A 10,808-nucleotide genomic window follows, 5' to 3' on the forward strand; every position below is an offset into this window, starting at 1 on the left:
GTGCCCCCGGGCCGCCCCCGGGCCGCCCCAAGATCCCGACCGGTAACGTCTTCGGCCGGACCTGAGCGTTTCCGGACCCGGCGACGGTGGTATCTGCCAGGCTTTGTCGCTGCACCGAGGGAGGTGCGTGATGACCGTCGAATCCTCGCTCGACGCGCCGGTCTGCTCGGCGAAACGGTGTACCGCCGTGGCGGTCTGGGCGCTGCGGTGGAACAACCCGAAGATCCATGAGAGCGGGCGCCGCAAGACGTGGGTCGCCTGCGACGCCCACCGGGAGCACCTGGCCGAGTTCCTGGGCTCCCGGGACTTCCTGTGCGCCGTCGAGCCCCTGGAAGACGGGTCCGACCAGGCGGAGAGTTGACGACGCGGGGCCCGGGCGGTCAGCCGTCGCGGGCGGTCTCCGCGGCCCGGGCGGTCTTGCGCGCGATGTCGGCGAGAGCGGCCCGCTCCGAGGCGGCGGCCTCGTAGTCGGCGATCCGGTCCCGGACGACCCGCGCGGGTGCGCCCACCGCCACCGCGTGATCGGGGATGATCCCGCGCACGACGGCGTGCGCGCCCAGCACGCAGCCGCGCCCGACGGTCGCGCCCCGCAGGATCGTCACCTTGGTCCCGACCCACGTCCCGGGACCCACCCGGACCGGTGACTTGACGATGCCCTGGTCCTTGATCGGGGTGTGGATGTCCTCGTAGCGGTGGTCGAAGTCGCAGACGTAGATCCAGTCGGCGAGCAGCGTGGAGGCACCGAACTCGACGTCGAGGTAGCAGTTGACGGTGTTGTCGCCGCCGAACACCGCCTCGTCCCCGACGCGCAGCGACCCCTCGTGGCAGCGGAGCTTCGTGCCGTCGCCGATGTGCACGAGGCGGCCGATCTCCATCCGCCCCAGCCCCGGGCGGCACTCGAGCGTCACGCCCTTGCCGAGGAACACCATTCCGCGGAGCACGATGTGCGGCTGGCGGACCCGGAGCCACAGCACCCGCCAGTAGCGCACCAGGTACCAGGGCGTCCACGCCCGGTGTCGCACGATCCAGCGCAACGACGCCCAGCAGACCAGGCGCGCCTGTGCCGGATCGTGCCGCGTCGCCCACCGGCCCCGGCTCCCAGTCACCCGGCTCCGACTCACCCGCCGGAGCGTACGGCGGACCGGGTCGACGGACGGCAGGATGCCCCGCGTGAGTGGCCCGCAGCAGGCACCCCGCGTGCCGACCGTCGCCGTGGTGGGCAGCGTCAACCTCGACCTGGTCGCCCGGGTCGAGCGCCTGCCCCGACCCGGCGAGACCCTCCCCGCCCGCGGCGTCTCCCGCCACCCCGGCGGCAAGGGCGCCAACCAGGCGCTCGCCGCGGCGCGACTGGGCGCCGCGGTGTCGCTCGTCGGGGCGGTCGGGGCGGACCCGTTCGCCGGCGAGGCGCTGGGCCTGCTGCGCTCGGGCGGCGTCGACCTCACCCGCGTCGTCACCGTCGACGACCGGCCCACCGGGACCGCGCTCATCCAGGTCGACGACGACGGCGAGACGACGATCGTCGTCGACGCCGGCGCCAACGCCGCCGTGACGGTGCCGGACGGCCTGCGCGCCGACGTCGTCCTCACCGTGCTCGAGGTCTCGGACGACGCGGTCGCGGCCGCCATGGCAATGCCCGCGTTCACGGTGCTCAACGCCGCCCCGGCCCGCGACGTCCCGGCCGAGGTGCTGCGCACCGTCGACCTGCTCTCGGTCAACGCCGACGAGCACGCCGTCCTGGGCCGCACCGCCGACCTCGACGCCCTGCCCGCCGTCGTCGTCACCCGCGGTGCCGCCGGGGCGACGCTGCTCCGTCACGGGCGGGAGGTCGCCACCGCGGCACCGCCGCCGGTCGACGCGAAGGACGGCACCGGCGCGGGCGACGCGTTCACGGCCGCCCTCGCCCTCGGGCTCGCGGGGGGACTCGACGACGGGTCCGCACTGCGACGGGCGTGCGCGGTGGGCGCGCTGACGGCCACCCGCGCGGGCGCCCAGCCTGCCCTGCCGACACTTGCCGAACTCGAGAGCTTTCCGGAGGCCTGACGGATGATCCCGCTCATCGTCGACACCGACCCCGGCGTCGACGACGCCTTCGCGCTCGCCGTCGCCGCCCTCGCCCCGGAGGTGGATCTGCGCGCGGTGACCAGCGTGCACGGCAACGTCGGCGTCGAACAGACCACCGGGAACGCCCGCCGACTGCTCGGTACGTTCGGGCGCCCGGACGTACCGGTGGGACGCGGCGCGGGGGTCCCGCTGGTCCACCCGATCGACCGGCGCTCCGACGGCATCCACGGCGACGACGGCCTCGGCGGCCGGTCGGCCGACTTCGGCCCGGCGGTCGCCGAGTCGCCGCTGCGTGCCGTGGCGCTGATGGCCTCGGTGCTCGAGGCGTCCGAGGAGCCGGTGACGATCGCGGCGATCGGACCGTTCACCAACATCGCGACGCTGCTCTCCGCCCGCCCCGACCTCGAGGAGAGGATCGGGCGGATCGTGGCGATGGGCGGGTCGATCGCCTTCGGCGGCAACGTGTCGGCGGCCGCCGAGTTCAACGTCTGGGGCGATCCCGAGGCGGCGCGGCGGGTGCTCGCCGGGTCGAGCGTCCCGACGACGATGGTCCCGCTCGACCTCACGATGCGGATCACGCTGAGCGCCGACTGGCTCGACGACCTCGCCGGGACCGGCCCGATCGGTGCCGCGCTGGCGTCGACCCGGGAGACCTACCTCGCGGCGTACTCGGCCCGCTTCGGGCACGCCGCGATGGCGGTCCACGACGCCGTCGCGCTGCTCGAGGCGATCACGCCGGGCACCGTGACGACGACGCCGATGCCGGTCGACGTCGACACCTCCACCGGCCCGGGACGCGGCGCGACGATCGCGGACATGCGCGGGGCCGAGGCCGTCGCGGCGGCCCGACCGGTGGACGTCGCGCTGGAGGCGGACGCGACCGCGGTCCGCGCCGAGCTCCGGCGCCGTCTCGCGCGTCCACCCGCATCGTGAGAGCTGAGGCGGCCTATCCGGCCTCGCACACGTAGGCCCGGGCACCGCGCCCGATCCGGGCGAGCACGACGGTCGCAGCGTGCGGCCCGGCGAGCTTGAGGCGCGGCCGGAGGCGGTCCGGGTCGACGTCGAGACCGCGGACGAGGATCTCGACGCGTCCGACCTCGCGGCGCCTCAGGGTCTGCCGGAGCTGCTTCTCCGCGTACGGGCCGTCCTCGAGGACCCGGAACGCGCGGAGGCCCGGTGGGGGCTCGTCGCCGGTCAGGTAGGCGAGGTGGGGGTCCAGCTGGCCGAGACCGTGGCGGGCGGCGAACTGGCGGACCAGGCCGGCGCGCACCACGGCACCGTCGGGATCGACGAGCCACTCGCCGACTTCCCGGACGCCGCAGGTGTCGTCGTCGGCGTCGGTGAGCTGCCAGGGCGCGGCGCGGCTCGAGAGCACGGTGGCGCGGCGGGTGGGGCCGTCCTGGGGTACGAGCCCCGCCGACCACAGCGCCGCCTCGCGCACCCGCCCGTCGAGGGACACGAGCTCCACCTCGCGGGCCCAGGGCACGAGGGTGAAGTCGAGCCCGGGGGCGGTGGAGACGACCAGGTCCGTGTCAGCCAGGTCCGTGTCAGCGATGGCGTCCAACGGCGGAGTCATCTCCTCCGGACGGCGCACCCGACGTCCGGCCGCCGTCCGCCGCGCCGGGTCCGCGACGAGCACCGCGCCCGGCCGGACCGCGGGCGCGAGCGCGTCCGCCCGCACCAGCCGCGCCCCCGGCACGTTCGCGCGCGCCATCGCGAGGCGCACCGGGTCGAGGTCCGCACCGACGACCCGGGCCAGCGCCGACGACAGCACCGCGGTCTCCACCCCGACCGAGCAGGTCACGTCGGCCACCACCCGGTCGGCCGCGACCGCGGCGAGGCGCGCCGCCCGGTGGCGGGCGACCGGGAGCGCCGTCGCCTGCTCCAGCGCCTCCGCCGTCCAGAGCCAGCCGTCGGGGAGACGGCCCGCCGCCCGCTGCCGCAGCAGCGCCGTCTCGAGCAGCGCCCCCGCCCGCTCGGGCCCCACCAGCTTCCGGGCCGCCCCGACGTCGCGCAGCGCGTCACCGCCCGGGACGAACGACTCCAGCGCCTCGCGACCCGCGGCCGACGTCAGGAACGCGACGTCGGGAACGGTGAAGCCGTACCCCACGCCACCCCCCTATCGCGTGATCAACGCCGGTTCTCGGACGTCCAGTGTCCGTCACGGGACTTTTCTGACGTGGGCGCCGAGATCGACGCCGGAGGCTCCGGCCGCACGCCGGTGACCAGCGCGTTGTAGAAGAGCCCGCGAGGGACGACCCGGGACGCGACGTGCTCGTCGAACCAGGAGAGCCGCTGCCACGTCCGGTACGCGAACATCGCCCACGGGAACCCCAGCTTCTCCGGCGGCACGGCGGCCTCGAAGGTCCGGACCGGCCAGCCGAACAGCGCCGCCGTGAGCTCCTCGGTCACACACCGCACGTCGACGGCGCCGGCGGCGAGCGCGAACCGCTCCAGTCGGGCCGGGTCGAACACGTGCTGGTCGACGACCGCCTCCAGCGCCGCCGCCCGCGACGACTCGTCGAGCTCGTCCTGCGGGCGCCGCCACGACGACAGCGGACCCAGCTTCGTCAGGGTCGTCGTCGCCCACCACGTCGCCTGGCCGAGCTTGCGCGCGTACAGGTCACCGATCTTCGTCGGCTCCCCCGCGAACACGAACCGCCCGCCGGGCCGCAGCACCCGGAGGATCTCGCGGAACGCCTGGTCGAGGTCGGGGATGTGGTGCAGGACGGCGTGGCCGACCACCAGGTCGACCGACGCGTCCGGCATCGGGATCGTCTCGGCGTCGGCGACGCGGCCGTCGAGGTCCAGACCGAGCCCCTCGGCGTTGCGCAGGGCCACCTCGACCATGCCGGGCGACAGGTCGGTCACCGTGCCGCGCTTCGCGATCCCACCCTGCATGAGGTTGAGCAGGAAGAACCCCGTCCCGCAGCCGAGCTCGAGCGCGTGCTCGAACGGACCCGTCTCACCCGCGGCCGCCCGGAAGCGGTCCACGGCGAAGGTGATGCAGCGCTCGTCGTACGAGATCGACCACTTCTCGTCGTACGAGCCCGCCTCCCAGTCGTGGTAGAGCACGTTCGCGAGCTTGGGATCGTCGCGGGCGGCGTCGACCTCGGCCTGGGAGGCGTGGGGCCGGGGTTCGCGTGACTGTGGGGCCGCCACGCTCAGCGGCCCAGGAACTGGGCCTTGCCGGGCCCGTTCTCGTTGAAGCTGCGCATGCCGATAACCTGGTCCTCGGTGCCGAACAGCGCCGCGAACACCTCGGACTCGAAGTCCAGCCCGTCGCGCAGGTCCATACCGAGCCCGCGGTCCACGGCCTTCTTGGCCGCCGCGAGGGCGCGCGTCGGGCCGTTCGCGAACTGGGAGGCCCACGCGTGCGCCCGGGTGTAGACCTCGTCCGGCGGCACGATCTCGTCGACGATCCCCAGCTCGAGCGCCTCGGGGGCCTTGACGAAGCGGCCGCTGAAGATCAGGTCCTTCGCCTTGGCCGGGCCGATGAGGCGCGCGAGCCGCTGGGTGCCGCCGCCGCCCGGGATGATGCCGAGCAGGATCTCGGGCAGCCCGACCGTCGCGTTGTCCCCGGCGATCCGGCGGTCGCACGACAGCGCGATCTCGAACCCGCCGCCGAGCGCGTAGCCGGTGAGGGCGCAGACCACCGGCTTCGGGATCTCCGAGACGGCGCCGAAGCCGTGCGAGAGCTCCTGCGCACGGCCGGCCATCTCGGAGTAGGAGAGGTCGACCATCTCCTTGACGTCGGCGCCCGCCGCGAGGACCTTCTCGCCGCCGTAGACGACGACCGCACGGACGTCGTCGCGGTCGGTGGCCTCCTGCGCGACGGTGGCCAGCTCGACGTTGACCTGCCGGTTCACCGCGTTCATCGGCGGGCGGTCCAGGCGGATGGTGCCGACGCCGGCGTCGACCTCGAGTCGCACGAACTCCGTCACAGCGCTCCCTTCGTTGGGTCTTCGGCGGCCCAACCTAGCGTCGATCAGTCCTTGCGGTACGCGGTGAACCGGCCGCGTCGGCTCAGCAGCTCCAGCGGCTGGTCGAACGCGGCGGAGAGGTTCTCCGAGGTCATCACGTCGTCGAGCAGGCCCTGCGCGACGATCCGGCCCTCCCGCAGCAGCATGCCGTGGGTGAAGCCGGGCGGGATCTCCTCGACGTGGTGGGTGACCATGACCATCGTCGGGCCGTCGGGATCGGCGGCGAGCGCGGTCAGCCCGGCCACCAGGTCCTCCCGGCCGCCGAGGTCGAGACCGGCGGCGGGCTCGTCGAGCAGCAGCAGCTCGGGGTCGGTCATCAGCGCGCGGGCGAGCAGGGTGCGCTGGCGCTCCCCGGAGGAGAGGGTCCCGTACTCGCGGGCGGCCAGCGGCGCCGCGCCCAGCACCTCGAGCATCTCCTCGGCGCGGCCGTCGTCGACCGCCTCGTAGGACTCGTGCCAGGTGCCGAGGACGCCGTATCCGGCGCTGCGGACGACGTCGAGCACGATCTCGTCCGAGGGCACCCGCCCCGCGAGGCTCGACGACGCCAGCCCGATCCGCTCCCGGAGCTCGAAGACGTTGACGCGCCCCATCCGCTCCCCGAGCAGGTCGACGGTGCCCGTGGTGGCGTGCATCTCGGCGGCCGCCAGGCGCAGCAGCGTCGTCTTGCCCGCCCCGTTCGGTCCGATGACGACCCAGCGCTCGTCGAGCTCGACGGTCCATTCCACGTCGCCGAGCAGCGTGTTGCCGCTGCGGCGCACGGACACGTCGCGCATCCGGACGATCTCGTCGGCGTGCGGACGGTCGTCCGTCGCCGTGCCGTCGTCGGTGGGCGAGACGGAACGGGGGGCACTCACGTGTCCATCCTCTCCGATCCGGTTCGCCGCCGGCCGTGTGGGCCGGGCTCCGGATCGGGCACGATCGACCGTCATGCGCCCCACCAGCCAGGGGACCGTCGTATCCATGACGGCCCTCCCGACCGACACGCCCGCCGGCGTCACCCTCGACGACGAGGGGGTGCTCACGGTCGCCGTCCCCGCGACCGCGAGCGCGGAGGCCGTGGAGCTCTGCCTGCTCGGCGACGGCGGCGAGCGGCCGGTGGAGCTGGCGCGCGAGGAGGGAGCCGGCGGGGGCTGGTGGCGCGGCTCGGTGGCGGGCGTGGCCCCCGGTCAGGGCTACGGGCTGCGGGTCCACGGCCCGTGGTCGCCGACGACGGGCGTGCGCACCGACCCGGCGAAGCTGCTTCTCGACCCGTGGGCACGCCAGGTCGGCGGGCGGTTCACCTCGCTCGGGGCCGCGCTCGCCCACGCCGGCGAGGACCCGTTCGGCCCGCGCTCGGACGTCGACTCGGCCGGATCGGTGCCGTTCGGGGTGGTGCCGTCTCCGGTGGGGCCCGTTGCTGCGGACCGTCCGCGCGTGCGGTGGCGCGACACGGTGATCTACGAGACCCACGTGCGGGACCTCACGATGCGCCATCCCGAGGTCCCCGCGGGCCTGCGCGGGACCTACGGCGGCGTCGCGCATCCCGCCGTCGTCGAGCACCTGCGGCGGCTCGGGGTGACGACCGTCGAGCTGCTCCCGGTGTTCGCCAACGCGCCCGAGCCCTCGCTCATGGTCCGCGGGCGCCGCAACCACTGGGGCTACTCCACGCTGGCCTACCTCGCGCCGGAGCCGCGCTACGCCGCCGTGCCCGGGCAGGAGCTCGCCGAGGTCCGCGCGATGGTCGACGCGCTGCACGCCGCCGGGCTCGAGGTCGTCCTGGACGTCGTGTTCAACCACACCTGCGAGGGCGGCGTCGGCGGGCCGTCGCTGTCGTGGCGCGGGCTCGACGCGCCGTCCTGGTACCAGCTCGACGCCGACGGCCGCGACGTCGACCTCACCGGCTGCGGCAACACCCTCGACGCCGGGTCTCCCCTGGTCCGCGCCCTGGTCCTGGACTGCCTGCGGTACTGGGTCACGACGATGGGCGTGGACGGCTTCCGCTTCGACCTCGCCTCGACCATGGGCAGGCCCGGCGGGTCGGGGTTCTCGCCGCACGCCCCGCTGCTGACCGACATCGCCGCGGATCCGGTGCTCTCGAGCGTGAAGCTGATCGCCGAGCCGTGGGACGCGACCGGCGAGGGCTTCCAGGTCGGCGGGTTCGGCCCGGAGTGGGCGGAGTGGAACGGGCGCTACCGCGACGGGGTGCGCGACTTCTGGCGCGGCCACGGGCCGGTGAGCGAGATCGTCACGCGGTTCGCGGGCTCGTCCGACATCTACTGGCCGGGCCGGACACCCGCCGCGTCGGTGAACTTCGTGACCGCGCACGACGGGTTCACCCTGCGCGACCTGGTCTCCTACGACCACAAGCACAACGACGCCCACGGCGAGGACAACCGCGACGGGACCGACGACAACCGCTCCTGGAACAGCGGCGTCGAAGGACCTTCCCCGGACCCGGCGGTCGTGGCGCTGCGGGCCCGGCGGATGCGCAACCTGCTGGGGACGCTCGGCCTGTCCGCGGGCACCCCGATGCTGCTCGGCGGCGACGAGCTCGCCCACACCCAGCACGGCGACAACAACGCGTACTGCATGGACGACGAGACCTCGTGGCGGTCGTGGTCTTCCGAGGACCCCGAGCTCGTGGGGTTCGTGGAGCGGGTGTTCGCGCTGCGGCGGTCGGTGCCCGAGCTGCGGCGCGACGACTTCTACTACGGCCACTCGGGTCTGCCCGACGGCGAGGTGCCCGACATCGTGTGGCTCTCGGAGTCGGCCCGGGAGCTGGGACCCGAGGACTGGGCGACGCCGCTGCGGACACTCGTGGTGCGGGTGCGCTCGGCGTCCCCGGTGCTGGTCGTGCTGCACGCCGCGGCGGAGCCGGTGGAGGTGGTGCTGCCCGGCGAGTTCGGCGACGCGGCGTGGTCCCCGGTCCTGGACTCGGGCGCTCCCGACGGGGAACCGGCTGACGGGGCGGCGCTGGCGGCCGGGACGGCGGTGGCGGTGCCCGGCCAGACGTTCCTGGTGTTCCGCGCGGTGTAACCCCGTCCCGCCGGGGCCGTCTGGCCGCGGGCCGTCTGGCCGCGAGCCGGCCCATGATCACGACTTCAGCGGCGACACTCCCAAGGAGGACCATGACTCGCCGCTGAGGTCGCGATCTTCAAGCCGGACGGAGCGGAAACCCCTCCGGTGACGTCCAAGCGGCATGAGGGTGGACCAGCGGGCGGCGCGCTTCCGGGCTCAGCTCCGAAACGGGGACGGCGTCTTCAGCGTCGGGCAGGCGAAAGATGCGGGGTACACACCGGAGAGAATCGCCGCGAAGGTCGCGCGGGGCGAATGGGTCCGCCCGGCGTCCGGAGTCCTGCGCGCGACGGATCACCCCGACACACCACGCGCTCGGATCCGGGTCGCTCTCCTCTCCCTCGGCTCCGGGGCAACCTTGATCGGGCGCTCGGCCGCGTACTGGTGGCGGATGATCGACACGGCTCCGTCCATCGTCGAGGTCGCTGTGGCCCAGCAGAGCCAACCGCGGCCCCGGGCTGGCGTTCGCATCCTGCGGCGCGCGGTGCCTCCGGAAGATCGCGTGGTCGTGGACGGGGTGGCCGTCACGAAGAAGGCCACCACAGTGCTCGCCGCCGTCGCGATGGTCGAAGCGATGGAGGGTGCGCGACTCCTGGACCACGTCCTGCAGAAGGGCGCAGTGGACCTGGCGTCGTTGCAGCGAGCGCACCGCCGCTCCACCGGCCGCCACGGCTCGTCCCGGTGCGCAGCCCTGCTCCGTCTCGCCGCGGGCGGTGCGCGGTCGGAGGCCGAGCGCATCGCCCACCGCGCGTTGTCGACGGGCGGCATCCTGGGCTGGCACGCGGACCACGCGGTGTGGCTGAACGGATACGGGCGCGCCGTACTGGACCTCGCGTTCGTCGAGCAACGGGTGCTCGTCGAGATCGACGGCTGGGCCTACCACCGCGACCTACGCGCGTTCCTGAAGGACGCCGCCCGGCAGAACGCCCTGGTGCTCGACGGCTGGGTGGTCATTCGCACGAGCTGGTACGAGCTGACCGAGGACCCCGACCGATTCGTGGCCAACGTCCGCGAGGCACTCTCGGACCGGGGCCCACTGGCCATGATCTGAACTTCAGCGGCGAGTCTTGGCGTCACATGAGCGTTGCGCCGCTGAAGTCGCGATCATGGCCCCGGGCACGGCAGGCGGCGAAGCGCGAGGCCCGCCGCCCACCGTCGGGAGGGCCCTACGCCGGGAGGACCACCTTGCCGAGCTCGACGGGCGAGGCGAGCAGCGGGTTGGCCGGCAGCACCCGCACCGTGTAACCCAGGACCCCCGCGTGCGGCAGCGGCATCGTCGCCTCGAACCGGTCGGTCCCGCCCGAGCCGCCGACGTGCACCATCGGCTCGACGACGGTGCCGGTCAGCTCGTCGTGGTCGTCCGCGCGCCCGACGACCGCCTGGACCAGCACGTCCGACGCCGCGAGACCGCCGAGGTCGACCGTCGCGCGGACCGTCATCGGCGCGCCCAGCACCGGGGTGTCCGCCGCCCCGGAGGCGTCGACCTCCGCGACCCGCACCGACGGCCACGCGGCGTCGAGGCGGGCGCGGAAGTCCGCGAGCTCCCTCGCCCCGGCGAACCCGTCGGAGGCCACGACGCGGGCCGCCGCGGCCGCGGGCGCGTACCAGTCGTTCACGTAGTCCATGACCATCCGCGAGGCCTGGACCTTCGGGGAGAGCGTCGCGAGGGTGTGGCGCACCAGCGAGGTCCAGCGGTCCGGGACGCCGTCG

At 74.3% G+C, this 10,808-nt stretch carries 10 protein-coding genes and 1 pseudogene; 5 read left to right on the forward strand and 6 right to left on the reverse strand.

The window, feature by feature from the left end:
- Window positions 1-130: 130 nt before the first annotated feature.
- The gene (locus tag VGI02_RS22850; protein WP_331631187.1) at window positions 131-361 is read left to right on the forward strand and encodes a hypothetical protein; all 231 of its coding nucleotides are present in this window, start codon (window positions 131-133) and stop codon (window positions 359-361) included.
- A 19-nt stretch (window positions 362-380) separates the two neighbouring features.
- Here the strand turns inward: VGI02_RS22850 and VGI02_RS22855 are convergent, their stop codons facing one another.
- The gene (locus VGI02_RS22855; protein ID WP_331631189.1) at window positions 381-1,121 is read right to left on the reverse strand and encodes an acyltransferase; all 741 of its coding nucleotides are present in this window, start codon (window positions 1,119-1,121) and stop codon (window positions 381-383) included.
- Window positions 1,122-1,170: 49 nt separating this feature from the next.
- Here VGI02_RS22855 and VGI02_RS22860 point away from each other — a divergent pair, with 49 nt between their 5' ends.
- Both VGI02_RS22860 and VGI02_RS22865 read left to right on the forward strand, forming a co-directional pair.
- Window positions 1,171-2,040: a ribokinase gene (locus VGI02_RS22860; RefSeq protein ID WP_331631190.1), complete on the forward strand. Its 870-nt coding sequence runs from the start codon at window positions 1,171-1,173 to the stop codon at window positions 2,038-2,040.
- 3 nt (window positions 2,041-2,043) lie between these two features.
- A complete protein-coding gene (locus tag VGI02_RS22865; protein ID WP_331631192.1) occupies window positions 2,044-2,994 on the forward strand; it encodes a nucleoside hydrolase in 951 nt (316 codons plus the stop codon).
- A gap of 13 nt (window positions 2,995-3,007) precedes the next feature.
- On the opposite strand, the gene VGI02_RS22870 is transcribed toward VGI02_RS22865, so the two are convergent.
- Genes VGI02_RS22870 through VGI02_RS22885 form a run of 4 tightly spaced genes read right to left on the reverse strand, consistent with a single transcriptional unit; the run spans window position 3,008 to window position 6,817 of the window.
- Window positions 3,008-4,171 carry a class I SAM-dependent methyltransferase gene (locus VGI02_RS22870; protein WP_331631194.1) on the reverse strand — a complete coding sequence of 388 codons (1,164 nt, stop codon included), beginning with the start codon at window positions 4,169-4,171 and terminating at the stop codon, window positions 3,008-3,010.
- Between the two features lie 20 nt (window positions 4,172-4,191).
- Window positions 4,192-5,223 (reverse strand): class I SAM-dependent methyltransferase, encoded by a 1,032-nt coding sequence (locus VGI02_RS22875; RefSeq protein WP_331631196.1) that lies wholly within the window; start codon window positions 5,221-5,223, stop codon window positions 4,192-4,194.
- A gap of 2 nt (window positions 5,224-5,225) precedes the next feature.
- Window positions 5,226-6,005 carry an enoyl-CoA hydratase/isomerase family protein gene (locus VGI02_RS22880; RefSeq protein WP_331631198.1) on the reverse strand — a complete coding sequence of 260 codons (780 nt, stop codon included), beginning with the start codon at window positions 6,003-6,005 and terminating at the stop codon, window positions 5,226-5,228.
- 44 nt (window positions 6,006-6,049) lie between these two features.
- Entirely contained in the window at window positions 6,050-6,817 is a 768-nt protein-coding gene (locus tag VGI02_RS22885; protein ID WP_331631203.1) for an ABC transporter ATP-binding protein, read from the reverse strand.
- A 187-nt stretch (window positions 6,818-7,004) separates the two neighbouring features.
- On the opposite strand from VGI02_RS22885, the gene glgX reads away from it, so the two are divergent.
- Together glgX and VGI02_RS22895 are read left to right on the forward strand one after the other, a co-directional pair.
- Window positions 7,005-9,059 (forward strand): glycogen debranching protein GlgX, encoded by a 2,055-nt coding sequence (glgX, locus tag VGI02_RS22890; protein WP_331631199.1) that lies wholly within the window; start codon window positions 7,005-7,007, stop codon window positions 9,057-9,059.
- Between the two features lie 523 nt (window positions 9,060-9,582).
- Entirely contained in the window at window positions 9,583-10,149 is a 567-nt protein-coding gene (locus VGI02_RS22895; RefSeq protein ID WP_331631201.1) for an endonuclease domain-containing protein, read from the forward strand.
- A 115-nt stretch (window positions 10,150-10,264) separates the two neighbouring features.
- On the opposite strand, the pseudogene VGI02_RS22900 reads toward VGI02_RS22895, so the two are convergent.
- Window positions 10,265-10,808: pseudogene (locus VGI02_RS22900) on the reverse strand (DUF3417 domain-containing protein); the annotation flags it as partial.

Source organism: Actinomycetospora sp., assembly GCF_036497245.1.
Lineage (GTDB): Bacteria > Actinomycetota > Actinomycetes > Mycobacteriales > Pseudonocardiaceae > Actinomycetospora.

Excerpts from the sequence above, each read along its gene's own strand:
- VGI02_RS22865 (WP_331631192.1), top strand. The coding sequence starts at position 2,044 with ATGATCCCGCTCATCGTCGACACCGACCCCGGCGTCGACGACGCCTTC.
- VGI02_RS22850 (WP_331631187.1), top strand. The coding sequence starts at position 131 with ATGACCGTCGAATCCTCGCTCGACGCGCCGGTCTGCTCGGCGAAACGG.
- glgX (WP_331631199.1), top strand. The coding sequence starts at position 7,005 with ATGACGGCCCTCCCGACCGACACGCCCGCCGGCGTCACCCTCGACGAC.
- VGI02_RS22885 (WP_331631203.1), bottom strand. The coding sequence starts at position 6,817 with ATGCGCGACGTGTCCGTGCGCCGCAGCGGCAACACGCTGCTCGGCGAC.